This window comes from Marinobacter sp. ST-43 (genome assembly GCF_030541085.1).
Lineage (GTDB): Bacteria > Pseudomonadota > Gammaproteobacteria > Pseudomonadales > Oleiphilaceae > Marinobacter > Marinobacter nauticus.
Genome location: NZ_JASSVO010000026.1, coordinates 20,021 through 40,798, shown reverse-complemented (window position 1 = coordinate 40,798; position 20,778 = coordinate 20,021). Strand labels below are relative to the sequence as shown.

Annotated in this window: 23 protein-coding genes; 5 read left to right on the top strand and 18 right to left on the bottom strand. The window is 56.3% G+C overall.

Annotated elements, in window-relative coordinates:
• Nucleotides 1-1,403 precede the first annotated feature (1,403 nt).
• Both QPL98_RS18195 and QPL98_RS18190 read right to left on the bottom strand, forming a co-directional pair.
• On the bottom strand, nucleotides 1,404-1,883 hold the full coding sequence (locus QPL98_RS18195; RefSeq protein WP_183580603.1) for a hypothetical protein: 480 nt from the start codon (nucleotides 1,881-1,883) through the stop codon (nucleotides 1,404-1,406).
• Between the two features lie 957 nt (nucleotides 1,884-2,840).
• Nucleotides 2,841-3,467: an SLATT domain-containing protein gene (locus QPL98_RS18190; RefSeq protein WP_303293745.1), complete on the bottom strand. Its 627-nt coding sequence runs from the start codon at nucleotides 3,465-3,467 to the stop codon at nucleotides 2,841-2,843.
• A 142-nt stretch (nucleotides 3,468-3,609) separates the two neighbouring features.
• On the opposite strand from QPL98_RS18190, the gene QPL98_RS18185 reads away from it, so the two are divergent.
• Both QPL98_RS18185 and QPL98_RS18180 read left to right on the top strand, forming a co-directional pair.
• Nucleotides 3,610-3,921: a BrnT family toxin gene (locus QPL98_RS18185; RefSeq protein ID WP_027830483.1), complete on the top strand. Its 312-nt coding sequence runs from the start codon at nucleotides 3,610-3,612 to the stop codon at nucleotides 3,919-3,921.
• Nucleotides 3,896-4,168 (top strand): BrnA antitoxin family protein, encoded by a 273-nt coding sequence (locus tag QPL98_RS18180; protein WP_303293744.1) that lies wholly within the window; start codon nucleotides 3,896-3,898, stop codon nucleotides 4,166-4,168. Before QPL98_RS18185 ends, QPL98_RS18180 begins: the two co-directional genes overlap by 26 nt.
• 518 nt (nucleotides 4,169-4,686) lie before the next feature.
• On the opposite strand, the gene QPL98_RS18175 is transcribed toward QPL98_RS18180, so the two are convergent.
• The 4 genes from QPL98_RS18175 to QPL98_RS18160 form a co-directional block, all read right to left on the bottom strand.
• Nucleotides 4,687-5,061 carry a Rap1a/Tai family immunity protein gene (locus tag QPL98_RS18175; protein ID WP_303293743.1) on the bottom strand — a complete coding sequence of 125 codons (375 nt, stop codon included), beginning with the start codon at nucleotides 5,059-5,061 and terminating at the stop codon, nucleotides 4,687-4,689.
• 54 nt (nucleotides 5,062-5,115) lie between these two features.
• Nucleotides 5,116-5,493, bottom strand: a complete 378-nt coding sequence (locus QPL98_RS18170; RefSeq protein WP_303293742.1) for a hypothetical protein — start codon at nucleotides 5,491-5,493, stop codon at nucleotides 5,116-5,118.
• Between the two features lie 95 nt (nucleotides 5,494-5,588).
• Nucleotides 5,589-5,870, bottom strand: a complete 282-nt coding sequence (locus tag QPL98_RS18165; protein WP_023012028.1) for a type II toxin-antitoxin system RelE/ParE family toxin — start codon at nucleotides 5,868-5,870, stop codon at nucleotides 5,589-5,591.
• Entirely contained in the window at nucleotides 5,867-6,139 is a 273-nt protein-coding gene (locus tag QPL98_RS18160) for a CopG family ribbon-helix-helix protein (protein ID WP_022989998.1), read from the bottom strand. The genes QPL98_RS18165 and QPL98_RS18160 overlap by 4 nt, the downstream gene beginning before the upstream one ends.
• A 202-nt stretch (nucleotides 6,140-6,341) precedes the next feature.
• On the opposite strand from QPL98_RS18160, the gene QPL98_RS18155 reads away from it, so the two are divergent.
• From QPL98_RS18155 to QPL98_RS18145, 3 genes are all read left to right on the top strand, one after another.
• Entirely contained in the window at nucleotides 6,342-6,587 is a 246-nt protein-coding gene (locus tag QPL98_RS18155; protein ID WP_113879945.1) for a type II toxin-antitoxin system CcdA family antitoxin, read from the top strand.
• Nucleotides 6,587-6,904, top strand: coding sequence for a CcdB family protein (locus QPL98_RS18150; RefSeq protein ID WP_113879946.1), 318 nt, complete (start codon nucleotides 6,587-6,589; stop codon nucleotides 6,902-6,904). The genes QPL98_RS18155 and QPL98_RS18150 overlap by 1 nt, the downstream gene beginning before the upstream one ends.
• 357 nt (nucleotides 6,905-7,261) lie before the next feature.
• The gene (locus tag QPL98_RS18145) at nucleotides 7,262-7,984 is read left to right on the top strand and encodes an SGNH/GDSL hydrolase family protein (protein ID WP_303293741.1); all 723 of its coding nucleotides are present in this window, start codon (nucleotides 7,262-7,264) and stop codon (nucleotides 7,982-7,984) included.
• Between the two features lies 1 nt (nucleotide 7,985).
• Here the strand turns inward: QPL98_RS18145 and QPL98_RS18140 are convergent, their stop codons facing one another.
• The 12 genes from QPL98_RS18140 to QPL98_RS18085 all read right to left on the bottom strand — a co-directional run bounded on the left by QPL98_RS18140 (nucleotide 7,986) and on the right by QPL98_RS18085 (nucleotide 20,654).
• Complete coding sequence (locus tag QPL98_RS18140) at nucleotides 7,986-8,981, bottom strand: branched-chain amino acid ABC transporter permease (protein WP_113878808.1); 996 nt, start codon at nucleotides 8,979-8,981, stop codon at nucleotides 7,986-7,988.
• Between the two features lie 2 nt (nucleotides 8,982-8,983).
• Nucleotides 8,984-9,871 carry a branched-chain amino acid ABC transporter permease gene (locus tag QPL98_RS18135; RefSeq protein WP_014420873.1) on the bottom strand — a complete coding sequence of 296 codons (888 nt, stop codon included), beginning with the start codon at nucleotides 9,869-9,871 and terminating at the stop codon, nucleotides 8,984-8,986.
• A 110-nt stretch (nucleotides 9,872-9,981) separates the two neighbouring features.
• Nucleotides 9,982-11,190, bottom strand: coding sequence for an ABC transporter substrate-binding protein (locus QPL98_RS18130; protein ID WP_303293740.1), 1,209 nt, complete (start codon nucleotides 11,188-11,190; stop codon nucleotides 9,982-9,984).
• 72 nt (nucleotides 11,191-11,262) lie between these two features.
• Nucleotides 11,263-11,985: an ABC transporter ATP-binding protein gene (locus QPL98_RS18125; protein WP_014420871.1), complete on the bottom strand. Its 723-nt coding sequence runs from the start codon at nucleotides 11,983-11,985 to the stop codon at nucleotides 11,263-11,265.
• On the bottom strand, nucleotides 11,982-12,788 hold the full coding sequence (locus tag QPL98_RS18120; RefSeq protein WP_014420870.1) for an ABC transporter ATP-binding protein: 807 nt from the start codon (nucleotides 12,786-12,788) through the stop codon (nucleotides 11,982-11,984). The genes QPL98_RS18125 and QPL98_RS18120 overlap by 4 nt, the downstream gene beginning before the upstream one ends.
• Before the next feature lie 88 nt (nucleotides 12,789-12,876).
• Nucleotides 12,877-13,293 (bottom strand): PaaI family thioesterase, encoded by a 417-nt coding sequence (locus tag QPL98_RS18115; RefSeq protein ID WP_014420869.1) that lies wholly within the window; start codon nucleotides 13,291-13,293, stop codon nucleotides 12,877-12,879.
• Complete coding sequence (locus tag QPL98_RS18110) at nucleotides 13,290-14,939, bottom strand: AMP-binding protein (RefSeq protein WP_222448310.1); 1,650 nt, start codon at nucleotides 14,937-14,939, stop codon at nucleotides 13,290-13,292. Before QPL98_RS18110 ends, QPL98_RS18115 begins: the two co-directional genes overlap by 4 nt.
• Before the next feature lie 126 nt (nucleotides 14,940-15,065).
• On the bottom strand, nucleotides 15,066-15,953 hold the full coding sequence (mmsB, locus tag QPL98_RS18105) for a 3-hydroxyisobutyrate dehydrogenase (protein ID WP_206856345.1): 888 nt from the start codon (nucleotides 15,951-15,953) through the stop codon (nucleotides 15,066-15,068).
• A gap of 47 nt (nucleotides 15,954-16,000) precedes the next feature.
• Nucleotides 16,001-17,074, bottom strand: a complete 1,074-nt coding sequence (locus QPL98_RS18100; protein ID WP_303293739.1) for an enoyl-CoA hydratase/isomerase family protein — start codon at nucleotides 17,072-17,074, stop codon at nucleotides 16,001-16,003.
• Between the two features lie 12 nt (nucleotides 17,075-17,086).
• On the bottom strand, nucleotides 17,087-17,866 hold the full coding sequence (locus QPL98_RS18095) for an enoyl-CoA hydratase (protein ID WP_206856341.1): 780 nt from the start codon (nucleotides 17,864-17,866) through the stop codon (nucleotides 17,087-17,089).
• A gap of 28 nt (nucleotides 17,867-17,894) precedes the next feature.
• Nucleotides 17,895-19,061, bottom strand: coding sequence for an acyl-CoA dehydrogenase family protein (locus tag QPL98_RS18090; protein ID WP_183581391.1), 1,167 nt, complete (start codon nucleotides 19,059-19,061; stop codon nucleotides 17,895-17,897).
• 99 nt (nucleotides 19,062-19,160) lie between these two features.
• On the bottom strand, nucleotides 19,161-20,654 hold the full coding sequence (locus tag QPL98_RS18085) for a CoA-acylating methylmalonate-semialdehyde dehydrogenase (RefSeq protein WP_014420862.1): 1,494 nt from the start codon (nucleotides 20,652-20,654) through the stop codon (nucleotides 19,161-19,163).
• Nucleotides 20,655-20,778: the final 124 nt, after the last annotated feature.

Sequence of the window (20,778 nt, the reverse complement as noted above, 5' to 3'; positions counted from 1 at the left end):
GGGTCATGGCGGCATCTCCTCTTTGAAAAGCCCACTTGGGCCATTCAAAAGTATCCTCCAATCACCTCCATTCCGGGGAGATTCTCAGTATCACCGCTACCGCGGAGCGGTTTAGTTCAACGCTGATGGTAACCGGCGCCGGAGCGCAGCGGAGGGAACCAAAAGCGGTACGCTTTTGGCGTCCGGTTGACCGCCTTGTTAATGGCCGTTCACCACCGTGGTTGAGCCAAAACCAAGTGCCGCATACCCTCTCCCGGACAGATTGCACCAATTCGACGGATGGCGAAAGGAACCAGAACGCAAAAGCTGCCAGCCCGATAACCGTTTGAGACGGACGGCCCCATGACTGGGGCACGCCATGAATACCAACACCGCTGACCACTTTGGCAACCAAACCAGACGGCGAACTTTCCGGCCTTGGCCATCACCAAAGTGAGCTGGCACTGCAACCAATCCCGATGCCAAGGCCTTTGCACGGCACCAGCCAAAAACCTACAAGTGCCTGGCCATTAACGCTTTTGTTCAGCGGTGCCCTTGCAGCGCAGCGAAAAGGGCATCCGGTGGAGGGCCGGCAGGCCCGAAACGTACTGGAACTAATGGTTAAATTTATTCCAAGGTTACGCCACAGCCTGGGCAGCGCACTTTGTCAGACCTTTTGAGGTCGAATACTGTCAGTCCGCCCATTTGCAGTGCAGACCCACATGCAGGGCAACGCCAAAAAATTCTTTTTAGAACATAGATTATTGCGACCACAGCAATGAGGAGACCGAATTCCGGCAACCCAAGTTCTGCATCCCTATCGGGATTAATGACACCCAAAATGAAAAAGCTGGCTAGAGCAACCAATACGGAGCTTAGACTAAATGCCCTGCGACGAGTCCGGAATTTTCGGGATAGCTCATCAGCGAAGTACACGGTTGCTCACCTCAATTTAACGCTGAATGTTAAGCGGCGCCTGCGGAGCGCAGCGTAGTAGGCGTCCGGCGGACGGCCGCCAGGCCGGTAGCGAACTTGAACGATTGGTTATACATAAGGCTACCACCCCCACCAATGCCAAACCTTGGCTATACCGCGCCAGACACCCCCGAGAATAGACGGAAACAGTTTCGGGAGCAGCAACGCCAACACAGCAAAAACCAAGATACAGGAAATGAGGTAACGACTGCTGAGAAAGCCGTCCCAGTAGACGGCCAATTCCAAATTGACCCAGAGCCAAACGAATACTGCCGTTGGGATAGAGAAAAATAGCGATGCAAAAAGGCTGATCAACCTTGTTTCAATCGGCCCACCTTGGCCACGATTCCTTGCCATGATCTATGAACATTCCTTGTGTATAACGCCCGCCATCACCGGTGGCAAAACAGGAGCGAAGCGGAGGATTTGGCATCCGGTGCATGGCCTGGTTATGCCTTTTTTCGGGTAACTATGAAATACATAATCGAACCCGTTTTCTTGCTGTAGTGAGCCGATATTAGCTTATCCCCCAAATCCCAACGGTCATGATTCGGATTAGGGAATGTAACATCAACTTCACCCTGCCCAATCTTCCATGTCCTTTCTGGAGCAGCTTTGTTGATAAGGTCTGCTCGTGAGTCCGAAAAGCTGAAGCCCAACGGAACCTCACCTGGGTATTTCTCATGCTCATCCTTGCCTTGTGCATACAGGAATATGGTTTGGCAATTTCTGAGATGTTTGGTCTTTCCACCCTGTGGGCCATCATCTGGCTCAAATAACAGATCTACACCATCGCTCTTTGATTCGACGTATTGGCGCCCATAGTCCGGATCGCCAACTTTAAAAGACGGATGCTTTTCCAAGAACGAATGTACTTCCTGGGAATCAATGTTCTTTCCAAAAAGCTCGAAAAGCTCAGACGTATCCATTTAGCTCAGAACTCTCCATAGGGCATAACGCTAAGGTAACCGGCGCCGGAGCGCAGCGGAGGGAACCAAAAGCGGTACGCTTTTGGCGTCCGGTTGACCGCCTGGTTAATGGCCGTTCACCACCGTGGTTAAGTCTGGAATCAAAGGCCGCATGCCTTCTCCCGGACAATTTGCACCAACTCGACGAATGACGAAAGAAACCAGAACGCAAAGGCTACCGGCCCGATTACCGTTTAAGACGGACGGCCCCACGACTGGGGCACACCATGAATACCAACACCGCTGACCATTGTGGCAACCAAACCAGACAGCGAATTTTCCGGCCTTGGCGATCACCAGAGTGAGCGGGCTTGCAACCAATCCCGGTGCCAAGGCCTTTGCACCCCACCTGCTAAAAACTCACGAATGCCGGGCCAATAACGCTTTTGTTCAGCGGCGACCTTTTTGCAGCGAAGCGGAGAAAAGGGCGTCCGGTGGAGGGCCTTCAGGCCCGGAACAAACTGCAACAACTGGTTAGAGACTTGTACAGTCAAGGATCGAATCGGCCGCTAACCAGTGGTACTCGAACGCAGGCAACTCTTTTGCTTGATCGAGTCTGAGCGGCGTCTGCCTCTTTGCGGCTTTGATGCAGCCCCTGGCTCAACGTATAGGTATCTGCATACTCAAGGACATTAACAAAAATGCTCTCATCTGGATCAAGCTGGCCATCACGAAATTCAACACGCAAGCAGGATATCCGATCGGTTCTCTGCTTCGCGGCTACATCTGCTTCTGCGCGAGTAGCATGGTAATGGCTTATTGTGTATCCGCCTGTATGTTTGTAGATGTTCAGGTAAAAGTACTTTGGTCCAGTCATGACTGTCCTCCAATGAATTTACCTCTAACGCCAGCCAGCATGCGCGGCTACGGAATGGAGGCGAAGCCGCAATGTAGTAGGCGTCGCCGTGACTGGTCTTGTTATGAAATATCTGGACCGCCGCCGATCCATATCCAAAGAATGACTAGCAGTAAAGTACCTATCACGACAATGTAAGATGAGAAACTCAACGCATGCGAAAGGATTATCGAAGCTTGCGTTTTCCACCACTCGCCGCCCTTAATGTCATAGTTTTCAGGCATTTCAAGCTTAGCTCTAAAGTAGTCTGCCCTAAAATCACTGTTCGAATGCGTTTCAAAAAGTTTGAGAACCGAGTGGTACTCATTCCTCAATTTATCATATGCCTCAGCATCGAAACTCTGGCCAAGATGTGGGTAAATTTTTTGCTTTAGCTCACCCAACTTTGCAGCACACGAATACATTTTCTCCGACAGATTCGAGTAATCGTTTCGCTCTATCAGTAGAGAATAAACCAGTACTGCAATGGCAGAAAACACCTGAACGAGAGCAACCAAATCGCTACTGATATTTCTCCCCAACTCGTAAGCTTGCATGAGAGATATCAATATCAAACCCAGTGATATGATGACTACCGTATGCGTTGATAATTTACTATGTAGCTTTAAACGCCTCGATGCATGGAACCGCGTTTTCGACGTAGCATCCACCTTCTTATAGAGGTTTCCGAAACTGTCCTCTTTTTTCAAACTTTACTCCCAATCAGTATTCATAACGCCTGCAGCATGCGCGCCCTTGAAATGGAGCCGAAGGCGCAATGTAAAGGGCGTCGCCGTGCCTGCATTGGTTAGCACTTGTTGACGACTACGTATATGCTGGTAATATACTTTTATGATCAATTGGGCACAAGTTACTGGCTTTGACTGGGACGAAGGCAACTCCCGCAAGAACGCGGAGAAACACGGCGTAAACCAGTCCGAAGCGGAAGAAATTTTCTTTAACGAGCCGCTTCTGGTGCTGGATGACTCCAAGCACAGCCAGACTGAGGCCCGTTTTCATGCCCTTGGTGTAACGGATGATGAGAGACTGCTCCACATTACGTTCACACTAAGGCAGAACGGTACGCTGATCAGAGTGATTTCCGCTCGCGACATGCACCGTAAAGAGAGGGCTGTTTATGAGCAAGCTAAAAAAGATGCCTGAATTTAAAACTGAAGCAGAAGAGCGAGAGTTCTGGGAAACCCACGACTCCACAGATTACCTGGATTGGAGTCAGGTCAAGCCGGCATCGTTCCCGAAGCTTAAACCCTCAACCAAGACGATCTCACTCCGGTTGCCGGAAACCTTGCTTGATCGGATCAAAATCGAAGCCAACAAGCGGGACATGCCTTATCAATCACTAATCAAGGCTTGGCTTGCGGACGACGTGAACGACAGCCGTCGGACCTGAGGTGCTAACGCTGAGCTTAGCGGTGCCCTGACAAGGGCATCCGGTGGACGGCCCTTGGGCCGGGAACGTACTACAGCGACTGGTTAGTTGGGGGCATCAATAAAGCCCAATCCCTGGCAACCAACATCGCAGCCTACACCGCTGCCCTTGCACCCAAATTCGCCGGTGCATCATTATTGAAACCACCGCCAACGATGCGGTGGATGAACCTGAACATCAGAGTAGCAAGTAAGCAAGGAACCGTTTACCGGCGGACAGCCCCACACGGCCAACGCCAAATTTTAAACCACTACCGATAGCCAGTTGGGCTGCCAGCAAGGCGACAATTTATCGGGCCTTGGCAGAGCAATAAACCGTCCGGCTTTACTGCCAGCTTTCGGCCAAGGCCTTAGAACCCAGCCACCCACAAGGGACAATGCACTACCAACTAACGCCGGCCAGCATGCGCGGCTACGGAATGGAGGCGAAGCCGCAATGTAGTAGACGTCGCCGTGCCTGGCTTTGTTAGATTGTTTTGCCTACTCGCAGGGGTATGCATCCATGAATGCAGCAATAGCAAGTACCCCTTCGTGTTGATGCAGTGCCTGGGGATTATCCTTCAGATACTTAACAACTATCCGTGTCGCTTGGCCATTGTTTATGCCATCCTCAGGTCCGCAGAAAAGAGCCTCTTCAGACAATCTAACTTCATAGACCGAATTCAAATTCGTGATTCCTTGCATCATTCCGAGGCAAAAACCGATCGACCCAAAGTCTGGATTTTGAGGAGGATTATCCATAAATTGGACCGCTTTATTGCACTTTTGAAGAAGCTCGTTGCCATCTGCATTAGCTTGGGCCGTGAAAACCAAGGGTAGGACTAACGCCCAAAGCAACATTCTTTTGTAATTCATCAAAAAAGTCCGTCTTTTAAATAATTGGAACCTTCAACCAGATTTGACCTCAACTTACCGAGCTTTGCAGTTGTTGCCTTCCCAGCGCCAAGTAACAATCCGCTTGGAATCATTGACCTCAAAGTATGTTCTGCACCAAAAATTTAGGGTTTGGCCACCAGTTGTGGTTGAGTTTCCATAGACAGTATTGCCAATAACGTTATAAGTCGTGTTGGTTTGAGTCGGCATCGTATAACTACCGGAACTCCCGTAAACATATACAATGTTTCCATTCGGTGCTTCGAAAGAGCTCTGAGGATAGCCCCAAGAGCTGACGAGCCGGTTTGCATCTGCGCCAACCCAACTATCTAATATTTTTTCATAATTGGCCGTTGTAGCGCAGCCTGTCACCATACTGAGCACCAAAATAGCCAAAAACACTTTGATTTTCATAGGTTCTCCTCAAAATCTAACGCTGAAGCGCACCGGTGCCTTTGTCGCAGCGCAGCGGAGACAAAGGCATCCGAGTGACGCGCCTGGTTAAATTACTACCGCTCACCTTCAAGGCCATGCCATACCCGGAGAATGATGATGGCACTGGGATGGAGCGAATATCGAACGACATATTTCCCGAAGACCATATCTCGAACAGAGTCAGGCACCGGTGCCATTTCAACTGGTGTGCCCATCTTGGGAAAATCAGGAAGCAATTCGATTTTGCCAACCAGTTCGGTGGCGATCCGGGCTGCCGCCGAAGGATTGTGGACTGCAATGAACTCCCTGAGGCGCTGTAAATCTTCAATGGCTTCGTCCGTGTAAACCAGTTTCACTTACCTGACCTCGGTGCATCCTGCTCGTTGTCGGTTCCCCAACTATTAAGCCAGCTGTGAACCTCGCGGGCATCAACAACCTTGCCTTGTGCAGCGGACTCCATTGCTTCTAAGGTCTGTTTCCAGCGCTCTTGCTCCAGCTGCTGCTTTTCTATGTACTCCGATAATGCTTGGTTAATTACCCAACCTTTGCTCCGGTGCAACCTGCCAGCAATTGCTTCCAGGTGCTGTTCAACTTCTGCTTGAAGGCGAACCGTGGTGACGCTCATGACTATACCCTCGAGTTTGGCTACTACAATGTATTACAACATAGTCTACGAGGGTGCGGCAAAAAATTTAACGCTTGGCTTTGCGGCGTGCCGGAGCGCCAGCGCAGGCGCGTCCGACAACAGCCATTGGTTAAATGCTTGCATGCGCATAGTGATACGCATACGATCAGGCTGTGTATTCTAGATCTTCTCGGAGGCCCTCATGGCCGAGCTCTATAATTCAGCCGCCCCCAAAAAAGCAGCGAACCTCTCAATCAACAGCGATCTGCTGCGTAAAACCCGGGAACTGAACATTAATTTGTCTGCCACCCTGGAACGAGCTCTGAAAGAAGAGCTTTCGAAACGCGAAGCCGCACAATGGGTTGAAAAAAATCGCGCTGCCATAAAAAGTTACAACGATTTCGTCGAACAACATGGATGCTTCGGCGACGAATTCAGGGAGTTCTGATGGCACAGTTCGATGTGTACCCCAACCCGAGCAAAGTCAGCAAGGCTCACTACCCTTACCTGGTGGATATTCAGAGCAGCCTCCTGAACGATTTGGCAACTCGCATTGTTATCCCTTTGGGCAAACGTTCTGCCTTCGGTGGCGAAGCCATGCAAGGGCTCACTCCGGAAATCAGCTTTGCGGATCAGGAGTTGTTGCTATTAACTCCGCAAATTTCCTCCGTGCCCGAAAAACACCTCAAGAGCCCCATTGGTTCCCTCTCACATTTCAGAGACCAGATTGTTGGGGCTCTGGACCTGGCTATCACCGGCATTTAACAGCTAATTATACGAACGCGTTCGTATAACACACATTCGTATAACTCCAAAAATCTCGGCCCTAACAAACCCAAGCTTCACCAATAAAATCAGCAAATTACCTGAACCCACCACGGCTACCGCCGGAGTTATACGCCCGTGTTCGAGCCACCCCTGCCCCAGATTGGGGGCGTATAACTCCGCACGCCCCGATATTCCTTTTCAAACTTATCAGAAGGTTAGCAACATTTCCCGGTACCTTCCCGGAGTTTTGCGAACGCGTTCGTATAACTCCAGGCTTTATGTTGTTTCTGGCTGGTTTGGCATGGGGGAATCCTGCAATACTTGGGCTTTACCCTCGCTAATGGAGACTCCTTTATGCAGGCGCCTTTCTGGCTGACTACGGCTTTGCTGTTTCCGGTGTTGCTCTATCAGGGCAAGCGCACCCGGCGGGTAACACCGCGGTTGCCAGAGGCTACTGGGGATTGCGCAGGCCAGTACGGCGAGGGAGAGCCCGTTTTTCGGTTGCTGGTGCTGGGCGAGTCCACTGCGGCGGGCGTGGGGGTTGAAAGCCACGCCCAGGGTCTGGCAAGCCAGTTGGCGTTGCAGTTACATCAACGCACCGGGCTCTGTATTGGCTGGTACACCTTCGGGGTGAATGGTATTCGGCTGGGTGCGCTGCTTGATGCGCTGGGCTCGGCCGACTTGCCGCCGGCAGATGCGGTATTACTGAGCATGGGGGTAAACGACACCACCGGTTTCACTCCCCGGTTCAGGTTTCGCCGGCAACTGATTCAGCTCCGCGAAAACCTGGCAACCCGGTATCAGGCACCAATTACCTTGCTCAGCGTGCCGCCCATGGACAAATTCTCGGCCTTGCCGGCGCCCCTGCGTCAGGTCATGGGGTGGCGGGCGCGGCAGTTGGACAGGGTGTATCAGGTGCTTGCGGCAAGGAACCCGGAAGATTTCCGGTATCTGGGTTATCCCACGGTGTCAGACCCTGCCCTGCTCGCCCGGGACGGCTACCACCCGAGCGACAAGGGCTACCGCGCTATCGCGCAGGCGTTGGCCGAACAGGACTGGGGGCTGCCGCCCCCGTAACTCATCCCAGGTTCTTGCGCATGAATTTCTGCAGCTCGCCCACAATCCCGCTGCGGAAGGCCAGTACCGTCAGCACAAAGATGCCGCCGAGGATCGGGTCTACCCAGTCGCGCAGTGGTCCCTGGGACAGCTGGTATTCAATGTTCACCACAAAGGTGGCGCCCACCACCGGCCCAAGCAGCGTACCCATGCCGCCCACCAGGGTCATCAGGATGACCTCGCCCGACATATGCCAATGGGCATCATTGAGAGACGCCAACTGGAACACCACGGATTTCATGGAACCTGCCAGGCCCGCCAGCGCGGCGGAGATCACAAAGGCCAGGATCTTGTAGCGATCCACGTTGTAACCCAGCGAGACCGCCCGCGGTTCGTTCTGCTTGATGGCTTTCAGGATCTGCCCGTACGGGCTGCTGACAATGCGCTGCACCAGCAGGTAACAGGCGATAAACACCACCAGCACGAAGTAGTACATGTTGAGGTTGTCTTCGAGGTTAATCAGACCAAACAGCTCGCCCCGGGGGATGCCGTGCATGCCGTCTTCGCCGCCGGTGAATTCCGACTGCACAAAGAAGAAGAACACCAGCTGTGCCAGCGCCAGGGTCACCATGGCAAAGTAGATGCCTTGCCGGCGGATCGACAGTAACGCAAAGGCCAGTCCCAACAGGGTGGCCGTGGCGGTACCGGCAATGATGCCCATCTCGGTGGTCAGGCCGGAGAAATTACTGAGCAGGTAGCCCGTGGTGTAACCTCCGGTGGCCAGGAAGGCCGCATGGCCGAAGGACAGCAAACCGGTAAAGCCGAACAGCAGGTTGAAGGCCACCGCAAACAAGGCAAAACACAGGATCTTCATCAGGAAGACCGGGTACATCACGAAGGGCGCGGCCAGCAACAACAGCAGCAGCACGCCGTTCACCATCAGTTTCTTGCGGTCCTGGATCTTTTGCTGCTCGACAATGGCCTTGTGGATATCGGCAGGATTAACAGGCTGGTTCATGATTATGCCTCCTTACCGAACAGGCCGGTGGGTCGGATCATCAGCACCAGGACCATCACCAGGAAGATAACGGCCGAAGACGCCGGCGGGTAAAACGTTTTGGTGAGGCCTTCGATCACGCCCATCAGGATGCCCGTGATTATGGCCCCGCCAATGGAGCCCATGCCCCCGATCACCACCACCGCAAAGACCACGATGAGAATGTTGGACCCCATCACCGGAGTTACCGAATATATGGGTGCCGCCAGCACACCGGCGAACGCCGCCAGCATGACGCCGAATCCGTAGGTCAGGCTCACCAGCAAGGGTACGTTAATGCCGAAGCCCTGCATGAGCTGTGAGTCTTCTGTGCCTGCCCGGAGGTAGGAGCCCAGTTTGGTTTTCTCGATGATGAACCAGGTACCGAAACACACCAGCAGGGCCACTACGATGACCCAGGCCCGGTAGTACGGCAGGAACATGAAGCCGAGGTTGATGCCGCCTTTGAACATGTCCGGCATGGAATATCGAAGCCCGGACACGCCGTAGATATTGGTGAGCACGCCCTGGATGATCAGGGCCACCCCGAAGGTGAGCAGCAGGCTGTAGATATGATCCTGGCCGGCAATGCGCCGGAGCAGGAAATATTCGATGAGCATACCGAAAGCGCCAACCAGTACGGGAGCGACGAAGAGCGCGACCCAGTAATTGACGCCCAGCAGGTCAAACAGAACCACGGTGACCAGGGCACCGAGCATGTACATGGCGCCATGGGCGAAGTTGATGATCTTCAGCAGACCGAAGATAACCGCGAGGCCAAGGCTTAACAGGGCGTAGAAGGCGCCGTTGATAATCCCGATCAGCAGCTGGCCAGACAGCACAGCAAGGGGGACGCCGAAAATCATGGTCATGTTGCTAACTCCACAAGCAGCGCAGACGTTGTTTTTGTTGGGGTGTTCGTCCGGGCGGGTACCCGGCGCCGGTCGCGCTTGGAGACCGGGCACCGGGTAATTCCCGTTGCTTAGTTCACCAGCTTGCACTTGCTCTCGGAGAGCGGGCGGTAGGCTTCATCCGCCGGAATCGTCCGCAGGATCTTGTACAGATCCCATTCATTCTTGGACTCAGCCGGAGTTTTCACTTCCGCCAGGTACATGTCATGCACCATACGGCCGTCTACCCGGATTTTGCCGTTCTTTGCAAACATGTCGTTAATGGGTGTATCCATCATCTGCTTGCGCACGGTCTGGGCATCATCCGAGCCGGTGGCAGCCACCGCATTCAGGTATTGCATGGTGCTGGAGTAAATGCCGGCATGAACCATGGTCGGGCGCACACCGGTTTCTTTCATGAAGCGATCAGACCACTCGCGGGTTTCGTCGTTCATGTCCCAGTACCAGCCGGTCGTCAGCTGGATGCCTTGCGCGGTTTCCGCACCGAGGGCATGGACGTCGGTAAGGAACAGCAACAAAGCCGCCAATGTCTGGCCCGCCTGGGTTACCCCGAACTCACTGGCGGTGGTGATGGCGTTGGTGGTGTCCGCACCGGCATTCGCCAGGCCGACCACATCCGCTCCCGAGGCCTGGGCCTGGAGGATGAAGGAAGAGAAATCCTGGGTCGGGAACGGATGGCGCACGCTGCCCACAATCTCGCCGCCGTTGGCCTCAACAACTCGGGTAACGTCGGCTTCCAGGGCGTGGCCGAAGGCGTAGTCGGCGGTCAGCAGATACCAGGTCTTGCCGCCTTCCTTCACCACAGCGCTGGCCGTACCATTGGCCAGCGGGTAGGTGTCGTACACATAGTGAATATGGTTGGGCGTACAGTGTTCGTTGGTGATGCTGGAAGCGGCAGAGCCGGAAACAATGCCCAGCCGGTCGTTTTCTTCCAGAATCTTGCTCACGGCGATGGACACCGATGAAGCCACCATACCCGCCACCATATCCACCTTGTCGTTTTCCACCCAGCGGCGAACGGTGCTGGAAGACGTGTCCGGGCTATTGCGGTCGTCGGCACTCACCACTTCAATCTTGGCGCCATTGACGGTGCCGCCAAAATCCTTGATCGCCATTTCCAGGGCAGTCAGGCCATTGGGGCCGGCCAGGTCTCGATAGGTACCGGACATGTCGGCCAGGTAGCCAATTTTTACGGTGTTGTCCGAGATTGCCGCTTGGGCACCACTGGCCATCAGAGCTGATGCAACGGCTGAGGTCAGAAGCTTTTTCATCATTGTCATTGTTGTTTCTCCGCTACTGTCTTGCGTTGGTTCGGGTTGTTGTTGCTCTTATTACTCTCGTTCTATCCGGGGTCAGACCCCCAAATAGCCATCCAGCACCGACTGTTTGGCACTCAGTTCGTTGGCGCTGATTTCTTCCACAATCTGGCCGTGCTCCACCACGTAATGTCGGTCGGCCAACGGCGCGGCAAAGTGGAAATTCTGCTCCACCAGAACAATGGTCAGGCCCTTGTTCTTCAGGGCTATCAGGACTTCCCCCAGTTTCTCCACGATCACCGGGGCCAGGCCTTCGGTGATTTCATCCAGCAACAGCATGTTGGCGCCGGTGCGCAGAATGCGGGCCATGGCCAGCATCTGCTGTTCGCCACCAGAGAGCTTGGTGCCCTGGCTGAAGCGGCGTTCATAGAGGTTGGGGAACATGGTGTAGATTTCCTCCAGGCTCATGCCACCGCTGCGCACCACTGGCGGCAGGGTGAGGTTTTCCTGCACGCTGAGAGAGGAAAAAATGCCCCGATGCTCGGGGCAATACCCGACACCCAACCTGGCAATATGATGAGGCGCGCACTGCATGGTTTCTTCGCCGTTGATCATGATGGAACCCGTGCGCCGGCCCACCATGTTCATGATGGCTTTCAGCGTGGTGCTGCGCCCGGCGCCATTTCGGCCGAGCAGTGTGACCAGCTCGCCCCGCTGAACCACCATGTCGATGCCGTGCAGAATGTGGGATTCGCCATAGAATGCGTGCAGGCCGGAAATGCGCAGCTGCTCGTATTCGCGGTCCGGATTCTTGCTCATTGGGCCGCCTCCACGTTTTCGCTGGCGGCGGCCTGTGACCCCCGCTCGCCACTGCCATCACTGCCCATATACACCTCGCGCACACGCGGGTCGGCGGAGACCGTCTGGTAATCGCCTTCCGTCAAGACTGCACCCTGGGCCAGCACGGTGATGCGGTCGCACAGTTTGCTGACCACGCTCAGGTTGTGCTCCACCATCAGTACCGTCCGGCCCTGGGCGGCCTTGCGCACCAGTTCCACAACGCGGTCAACGTCTTCCGAGCCCATGCCCTGGGTGGGTTCGTCCAGCAGCAACAACTGGGGTTCCATGGCCAGGGTGGTGGCCAGCTCCAGCGCCCGTTTGCGGCCATACGCCAGCTCTACCGTGGTGGTATTGGCAAACTCGGCCAGGCCAACAGACTCCAACAGCTCCATGCAGCGCTCGTTGAGCTTGTGCAGGGAGTTGCCGGATTTCCAGAAGCTGTAGGAGGAGCCCTCTGCGGTTTGCAGGGCCACGCGAATGTTTTCCAGCGCGGTCATGTGGGGAAACACGGCAGAGATCTGGAAGGAGCGAACAATGCCTTTACGGGCAATGGCGGCGGATTTCAGGGGAGTGATGTCTTCGCCGCGGTACAGAATCTGCCCGCGGGTGGGAATCAGGAACTTGGTCAACAGGTTGAATACGGTGGTCTTGCCGGCACCGTTGGGGCCGATCAGGGCGTGGATATCCCCCTGACGGATCTGGAGGTTGACGTCGTTAACGGCAACAAACCCCTTGAATTCCTTGACCAGGTTACGGGTCTCGAGAACGTACTGTTCACTCATGAGCCACTTCACCTTTTGTTATTGTTGTATTTCGCAACTAGCACACAGATTAGATTTACGTGCACGTAAACGTCAAGAACTAATTTTGTTATTTCTCGGGCGGTATGGAATAGGTCATGGTGGAGTGTGCCACCGGGTCTTCCATGCCATCGGAATAGACGAAAACCTCGCCCACGCCCATGGTGCGCCCCACCTTCAACAGGGTCGCCCGTGCCCGTATCGGCGCATGTGCCACCGGCTTGCGAAGGAAGTTGATGTTCAGGTTCGTCGTCACCGCCAACGGCACCAGGCCAATCCGGCTGAGCAAGGCTGCATACATGGTGACATCCGCCAGCGCCATCATCGCAGGCCCGGATACGGTCCCGCCCGGGCGCAGGTGATCATCCTCCACGGCCAGGGTCATTTCCGCCCAGCCGTCACCCAGTGCCTCCAGGGAGCCGTATGCGGCCCCCTGGGGGAACTGAACCTCGAGGAAGTCTTTCAGCTCCTCGAAGGTCACTTTCATGCCGGCACCTCGTCCTGGGCCCGGTTGCGCAGCACGAAGCGCTGGATCTTGCCACTGGGCGTTTTCGGCAGTTCATCCACGAATTCGATCTCACGCGGATAGGCGTGGGTGGACAGACGACGGCGAACCAGCTCCTGCAACTCCTCCTTGAGTGCCTGCTCGTCCACCGGCTCCTGGCCAGCTTTGATCACAACATAGGCTTTGATGATCGAGCCGCGCTTTTCATCGGGCTTGGCCACGACACCGGATTCGGCAACAGCGGCGTGTTCCAGCAAGGTACTTTCGACATCGGCCGGCCCCACGCGGTAGCCTGCGGTGGTGATGATGTCATCGTCCCGGCCACTGAAAGAATAGCCGCCATCGCCATGGCAGATCACCATATCACCGGTCAGGTAGTAGCCGTTCACGAACGGGTCTTTCTCACCCCAGGTGTAACCATCGAAATGGAACAGTGGCGAGGCTTTGATATCCACCGCCAACTGGCCAATCTCGCCGGCCCCCACCTCTTCGTTTTTCTCGTTCAGCGCCACCACCCGATGCCCGGGCGATGAGTACCCCATAGAGCCCTGGCGAATGGTGTGCTCCAGGCCATGGAAGTTGCAGCAGGTCATACCGGTTTCTGTCTGGCCATAATGATCCTTGACCGGGCAGAAGTGCCGGCGGGCAATCCAGTTCACCACTTCCGGGTTCAGCGGTTCACCCGCACTGCTGCACACCCGCAGCCCCAGATTCTCCCCTTCCGGCAAGACCTGATCGTTGGCTTTCAACAGCCGATACGCCGTGGGCGCCGCCGCCAGGTTGGTGATCTTGTACTTGCGGATCATGTCGTAGGTGGATTCGGGGGTGAACGGGTTGGGGTTGAAATGCGTGGCGTGGCCCATTAACAGCGGGCCCGTAACGGCGTAGTACAGACCATAGGCCCAGCCGGGGTCAGCCACATTCCAGAACACATCGTCGTCGCGCAGTTCAATGGCGTACTTCATGTACACATAGAAGGCCAACAGGGCTTTGGCGGGCACGGCCACGCCTTTCGCTTTGCCGACAGTACCGGAGGTGAACATCTGCAGGAACGGATCGCTGCCGGTGATCATCACCGGCTCACACTGGTCTGACTGCTGGTCCAGTACCTGCTGGAAGTCTGCAACGTCCTCGCCCGTGGCGGCGGCGTTCACGCACAACACCGGCGGGCAGTTGTTGACGTCGTTCAGCTTGGGATAGTTGTCCGGATCGGTGACCACCAGTTTGGTGCCGGCTTTTTCCAGGCGGTATTCAATGGCCCCGGAGCCAAACGCGGTAAACAGCGGCTGGTAAACCGCACCCAGGCGCAAGGTGCCGGCAATCACGATCAGGAGTTCCGGGCCCCGCGGCAGCAGGCCCGCTACCCGGTCACCCTTTTTGACACCATGAGACTTCAGATAGTTGGCAAAGCGGGCCGAGGCTGCTTTCAGCTCTGCGAAGGTAAGCACGCCATCACCACCACCCACTTTCTCGTAAAACAGCGCAACCTTTTGCGGGTCGGAAGCCCATTTATCACAGATTTCGTGACAGACGTTCAGGCCACTGTCCAGGCGCCCGTCCAGGATTTCCGCTTCCAGTGCGGCCGCATCAAAGTTGTCATACACCTCGTTGTAGTGCGGTAGGCTCATCGTACACTCCATTTGTTGTCGTTGTTGGTTGCACAAGATTTAGTCAGGTTTAGCATAGCCTTCACTTTACGTAAAGGTAAACTTTAGGCTAAAAAGAAAGGGCGACCTGCCATCGCCCTCCCCTGCTTACTCCGGTTTGTACAGCCGCAGAATGCTGGAGAAATCCAGCTCTCCGTTGCCCTGCCCGGCATGCAGCTGGAACAGGTTTCGGGCCAGGGAGCCCATGGGAATCGACGCCTGATTGGTCACCGCGTTGTCGAAGGCCAGGCCCAGATCCTTCGCCATCAGGTTCACCAGGAAACCGCCCTGATACTCGCGGGAGGCTGGCACACCCTCCATCACCCCCGGCCAGGGGTTATAGACATTCAGTGCCCAGTTACCGCCAGAGCTTTGTTTCATGATTTCCGAGAGTACGGCAGGGTCCAGGCCATTTTTGGCACCCAGGGCCAGGGCTTCGCTGGTGCCGGCCATCAGGATCGCCAAAAGCATGTTGTTGCAGATCTTGGCCACCTGCCCGGCACCATGGGGGCCGGCGTGGAAGATATTCTTACCCATGCCTTCCAGAATCGGCTTGGCTTTCTCGAAGGTACTCGCGTCGCCGCCACAGATGAAGGTGAGCGTGCCGGCTTTGGCACCACCCACACCTCCGGATACCGGGGCATCGATAAACGCAAGCTTTCGCTCAGCCGCCTGTTCGGCGACGTTGCGGGCCGTTTCCGGGGCAATCGTGGAAGAATCGATCACCAGCGTGCCTGCTGGCAATGCAGCCAGCAGGCCATCGTCACCCAGGTAGACCGCCTCCACATGCTTGCCGGCCGGCAGCATGGTGATCACGCATTCCGCTCCCTCGGCGGCGGCTTTGCCGGAATCCGCCGTGCGGGCACCTTCAGCCACCAGGGCCTCAACTGCTGGCTTGGACAAATCGAACACGGTAACGTCGTGGCCGGCCTTGAGCAGGTTGGCCGCCATTGGCGCACCCATGTTGCCCAGGCCGATAAAGGTAATCTTGGCCATGTTGCTTCTCCTTGTTGTTGTACGGGTCATCGCTGCACAAAGGCAGACTACTGGCTGAAAAATCCGTTAACCCAGGCGCTGTCCACTTCACTGAGTGAGGCATAGCGCCAGCGGGGCTGCATATCCTTGTCGATCAGCAATGCCCGTATGCCCTCGGCAAATTCACCTTTCTTCAGGCTGTTGTGGGACATCACCAACTCGTTGTCGAGCACCTCTTTCAGGCTGTGCAGGCGGCTGCGGTGGTAGTGCTGCCACATCAGGGCCAGGGAGGTCGGAGACGCGGCCTTCAGCCCCTTCACCGATTTGCCGAGCCAATCTTCCCGAGCCCCCAGCTCGTCCAGTTGCGCCACCACCTGCTCCAGAGAATCCGCATCGGTGGCCTGCTGGATGTTTTCAAAATGCTCACGCACGGGAGACGCGGGTAAGGCCTCACGGCTCTGCTGTTCAAACTGCCGCAGCACTGCGCTCACCACCGCCTGCGCCTCCGCTCGTTGCCAATCCGCCGCTTTCAGGGCATCCACAACCTGGTCTTTCAGACCATGGGAGATAAACCGGTCGGCCATGTTCACGAACAATGCATCGGCGCCGTTCATGCGGGCACCGGTCAGTCCCAGAAACAGGCCCGTGCGCATGGGCATGCGGTTCAGGAACCAGGCGGCACCGATATCCGGGTACAGGCCGATGCTGACTTCCGGCATGGCGAGCTTCGAGTATTCGGTCACCACCCGGTGAGAAGCACCCACCATCAGACCAATACCGCCACCCATCACAATGCCGTTGCCCCAGCAAACGATGGGCTTCGGGTAGGTGTGGATCTGGTAATCCAGCTCATATTCCTCGTTAAAGAAGCGCTCGCCCTCCGCCAGTTTGCCCGGCTCGGTCATGGCCCGGTACAGCGAGACGATATCGCCGCCAGCGCAGAAGGCTTTGTCGCCCTCGGCTTCCAGCCAGACAGCCTGAACCTTGGGATCCTCGGCCCAGCGGCTGAGCTGGGGCTTGAGCAGGCTGATCATATCCATCGACAGTGAGTTGAGATTGCGCGGCGTGTTCAGACGTGCCACGGCAATCAGCTCACCATCAGCGGTTTTCCATTCTTCAAATACGATTGGTTGATCACTCATAGCGAATCCGGGTTATCGGTTTTTCCAGTCGGGCTTACGCTTCTCAAGAAACGCATTCACGCCTTCTTTCTGGTCTTCGGTATGGAACAGCTCCACGAACAATTCACGCTCCATGCGCCAGCCGTCGCTGTGGCTGCGGCCGTCGCGGGCGCTCATTACCAGTTGCTTGCAGCGGGCGATGGACGACGGGCTCTGCTTACAGGCACCTTCCGCCAGTTTCAGGGCGGTTTCCAAGCCGTTACCGGTGGGCACCACTTCTTCCACCAACCCGATTTCCAAGGCCTTGGCGGCGGTTACCCGTTCACCACACAGAATCATGCGCTTGGCCCAACCCTCACCCACCAGCCAGGGCAGGTTCTGGGTGCCGCCGGCACAGGGCAGCAGGCCAACGCTGGCCTCCGGCAGAGCCATCTGGGCATGCTCTTCCGCAATCCGGATATCACAGGCCATGGCACATTCCAGGCCACCCCCCATGGCATAACCGTTTACGGCGGCAATCGATACGCCACGGAACGCCGTCAGCGCTGCGAACGCTTCACCGAATCGTTGCGCCATGTCGTTGGCGCGAGCCCGGTCGCCGTCGGCGAAGGTTTTCAGGTCAGCACCGGCGGAGAAGAACTTTTCCCCCTGGCCAGTCACCACCAGCGCGAAGATGTTCCGGTCGGCGTTGAGCTCTTCCACGGTCGCCTTCAGCGCGGCGAGGGAATCGGCCGTCCAGGTGTTGGCCGGCGGATTGGCGATGGTCAATACCGCAATGTGGCCGCGTTTTTCCAGTTGAATCAGTTCACTCATCACAAATTCCTCTATAGTCCGTGGCCGGTTACTGGATCGCTTCGGCAACGCCGTCGTCCAGCAGCCGGCGGGCAATGATCAGGCGCATGATTTCGTTGGTGCCTTCCAGAATCTGGTGTACCCGCAAATCCCGGAGGTAACGCTCAAGCGGGTATTCCCGGATGTAACCGTAGCCGCCATGCAGCTGCAGGGCTTCGTTGGCCACTTCAAAGCAGGCGTCGGTGGCAAATCGTTTGGCCATGGCACAATGCAGCGTAGCCTCCGGGTCGCCACTGTCGAGTTTGAACGCACCCAAACGCACCATCTGCCGGGCAGCCACCAGGTTGGTAACCATGTCCGCCAGCTTGAACTGCAGCGCCTGGAAGGCCGCCAGCGGCTTACCAAACTGCTGGCGCTCGTGCATATAATTCCGGGCCCGGAGCAAAGCCGCCTGGGCACCACCCAGGGAACAGGTAGCGATATTCAGGCGGCCGCCGTCCAGCCCCTTCATCGCAATGGCAAAGCCATCGCCTTCATTACCCACCCGATTGCTGGCAGGCACGCGAACGTCTTCCAGGGTAACCAGGCGCGTGGGCTGGCTATGCCATCCCATCTTTTCCTCATTCTTGCCGTAGGAGACACCGTCGGCATCCGCTGGTATCACGAAGGTAGAGATGCCCTTCGAGCCGCTGTCGGCGTCTCCGGTGCGCGCCATCAGAACCAGAATATCGGTTGCGCCAGCGCCGGAGATGAACATTTTGCTGCCATTGACCACATAGCTGTCGCCATCCCGAACCGCGCGGGTGCGGAGACTGGCGGCGTCGGAGCCGGCACCGGGTTCAGTCAGGCAGTACGAAGCCAGCCATTCACCACTGGCCAGCCTGGGGACAATTTCCTGGCGAAGACCATCAGAGGCGAAACTTGCCACCATCCAGGTGGCCATGTTGTGGATGGTGATGAAGGCGGCGGTGGACGGGCACGCTGCCGCCAACTCTTCCACAATCACCGAGGTATCCAGGCGAGACAAGCCCATACCACCCAGGGATTCGGGCGTGTACATGCCCATAAAACCCATGGCTCCGGCTTCTTTCATGACATCGACCGGAAAAATATGCTCGGCGTCCCACTGGGCGGCATGGGGTGCCATGGATTTTTCAGCGAAGGCTCGGGCAGCATCCCGAAACGCCTGCTGGTCTTCAGTGAGATTAAAATCCATCGTCAGGCTCCTTGGTTGTTACGGTCGGGGCTTCCACTGAAGAAGCGGAAAAAAGGGGCCGGTGGGGGAACCGGCCCAATAACCTCACCGACAACGAGATTAACGAAGCTGGATGGAGAAGTTGGCCTCGGATGAGGTCGCCTCACTGGAGAACCAGCGGGAGGTCACCGTTTTCGTCTCCGTGTAGAAGCGCACCGCCTGTTTGCCGTAAGCGTGCTGATCACCGTAGAACGAGCCCTTCCAGCCGGTGAACGAGAAGAACGGCAGGGGCACCGGAATGGGAATGTTCACACCCACCTGGCCCACATCAATCTCGTGCTGGAACCGACGCGCCGCGCCGCCATGACTGGTAAAGATGGAAGTTCCGTTGCCGTAGGGGCTGGCGTTGATCAGCTCGATGGCATCACCAAGGCTGTCAACATTGACGCAGGACAGCACCGGGCCAAAGATCTCTTCGTTGTAGATATCCATGTCCGGCGTGACTTCACTGAACAGGGTCGGCCCTACCCAGTTACCTTCCGGCAACCCGTCAACGGTGCAGCCACGGCCGTCCAGCAGCAGTTTGGCGCCCTGGGCTTCACCGGTGGCGATCAGCGATTCGATGCGGTCTTTGGCCTTGGCACTGATCACCGGGCCATAGCTGGCACCAGAATCGTTCCAGGCGCCGGGGCGCACCTTCGCCATGGCCTCTTTCAGCTCCGGAATCCACTCCTGGGCAGCGCCCACGAAGACCGCCACCGAGATCGCCATACAGCGTTGGCCTGCGGCACCTACAGAGGCACCTACCAGAGCATTGATCACTTGTTGTTTGTCCGCATCCGGCATGATCACCATGTGGTTCTTGGCGCCGGCGAAGCTCTGCACCCGCTTCATGTTGCGGGTACCGGTTTCGTAGATGTACTGCCCGACCGGAACCGAACCAACAAAGGATACGGCCTTGATGGCCGGATCAGTCAGCAGGGTATCAACCTGCTCTTTGGCACCGTGAACCACCTGCAGTACACCCTTGGGTGCGCCGGCCTGCTCAAACAGCTCGGCCAGGCGGGTTGGTGTCAGCGGGTCCTGCTCGGACGGTTTCAGGATAAAGGTGTTGCCGCAGGCAATGGCCATGGGGAACATCCACAGCGGGATCATGGCCGGGAAGTTGAACGGCGTAATGCCGGCACACACCCCCAGAGGCTGGATCCAGGAATGGGTATCTACCTCGCGGGCCACGTTCTCAACGGTCTCGCCCATCATCAGGGAAGCCACGTTGGCTGCGTGTTCCACCACTTCAATGCCGCGCCAGACATCGCCTTTGGCGTCGTCAAAAGTCTTGCCGGTTTCCTGGGACAGGATCTCGGCGATTTCGTCGTGATGTTCTTTAAGCAGCGCCTGATAACGCAGCATCACCCGTGCTCGCTCAGAAACCGGGGTTTCCTTCCAGCTTTTGAACACTTCACTGGCGTTATCAATCGCCTGACGCATCTCGTCGGCAGTGGCGCAGGGCACCTGTGCAATCACTTCGTTGGTGGCGGGGTTGGTCACGTCGATCCAGTTCTGGGTCTGGCTCTGAACGAATTCCCCTGCAATAAACTGAGGTACTTTTTTCATGATGATGTTCCCTGTTTGTTGTTATCCGGGATGAGCCGGCCTACCGATAACAAGGCAGATCCGACGATGATTTGAAGAAAGACTAGCACGCGGATTTACGCTTGGTGATTGACTAAATTTCGCC

Coding starts and splice junctions, on each gene's coding strand:
- QPL98_RS18195 (WP_183580603.1), bottom strand. CDS start 1,883: ATGGATACGTCTGAGCTTTTCGAGCTTTTTGGAAAGAACATTGATTCC.
- QPL98_RS18185 (WP_027830483.1), top strand. CDS start 3,610: ATGATCAATTGGGCACAAGTTACTGGCTTTGACTGGGACGAAGGCAAC.
- QPL98_RS18180 (WP_303293744.1), top strand. CDS start 3,896: ATGAGCAAGCTAAAAAAGATGCCTGAATTTAAAACTGAAGCAGAAGAG.
- QPL98_RS18175 (WP_303293743.1), bottom strand. CDS start 5,061: ATGAATTACAAAAGAATGTTGCTTTGGGCGTTAGTCCTACCCTTGGTT.
- QPL98_RS18170 (WP_303293742.1), bottom strand. CDS start 5,493: ATGAAAATCAAAGTGTTTTTGGCTATTTTGGTGCTCAGTATGGTGACA.
- QPL98_RS18160 (WP_022989998.1), bottom strand. CDS start 6,139: ATGAGCGTCACCACGGTTCGCCTTCAAGCAGAAGTTGAACAGCACCTG.
- QPL98_RS18155 (WP_113879945.1), top strand. CDS start 6,342: ATGGCCGAGCTCTATAATTCAGCCGCCCCCAAAAAAGCAGCGAACCTC.
- QPL98_RS18150 (WP_113879946.1), top strand. CDS start 6,587: ATGGCACAGTTCGATGTGTACCCCAACCCGAGCAAAGTCAGCAAGGCT.
- QPL98_RS18145 (WP_303293741.1), top strand. CDS start 7,262: ATGCAGGCGCCTTTCTGGCTGACTACGGCTTTGCTGTTTCCGGTGTTG.
- QPL98_RS18140 (WP_113878808.1), bottom strand. CDS start 8,981: ATGAACCAGCCTGTTAATCCTGCCGATATCCACAAGGCCATTGTCGAG.
- QPL98_RS18135 (WP_014420873.1), bottom strand. CDS start 9,871: ATGACCATGATTTTCGGCGTCCCCCTTGCTGTGCTGTCTGGCCAGCTG.
- QPL98_RS18130 (WP_303293740.1), bottom strand. CDS start 11,190: ATGACAATGATGAAAAAGCTTCTGACCTCAGCCGTTGCATCAGCTCTG.
- QPL98_RS18125 (WP_014420871.1), bottom strand. CDS start 11,985: ATGAGCAAGAATCCGGACCGCGAATACGAGCAGCTGCGCATTTCCGGC.
- QPL98_RS18120 (WP_014420870.1), bottom strand. CDS start 12,788: ATGAGTGAACAGTACGTTCTCGAGACCCGTAACCTGGTCAAGGAATTC.
- QPL98_RS18115 (WP_014420869.1), bottom strand. CDS start 13,293: ATGAAAGTGACCTTCGAGGAGCTGAAAGACTTCCTCGAGGTTCAGTTC.
- QPL98_RS18110 (WP_222448310.1), bottom strand. CDS start 14,939: ATGAGCCTACCGCACTACAACGAGGTGTATGACAACTTTGATGCGGCC.
- mmsB (WP_206856345.1), bottom strand. CDS start 15,953: ATGGCCAAGATTACCTTTATCGGCCTGGGCAACATGGGTGCGCCAATG.
- QPL98_RS18100 (WP_303293739.1), bottom strand. CDS start 17,074: ATGAGTGATCAACCAATCGTATTTGAAGAATGGAAAACCGCTGATGGT.
- QPL98_RS18095 (WP_206856341.1), bottom strand. CDS start 17,866: ATGAGTGAACTGATTCAACTGGAAAAACGCGGCCACATTGCGGTATTG.
- QPL98_RS18090 (WP_183581391.1), bottom strand. CDS start 19,061: ATGGATTTTAATCTCACTGAAGACCAGCAGGCGTTTCGGGATGCTGCC.
- QPL98_RS18085 (WP_014420862.1), bottom strand. CDS start 20,654: ATGAAAAAAGTACCTCAGTTTATTGCAGGGGAATTCGTTCAGAGCCAG.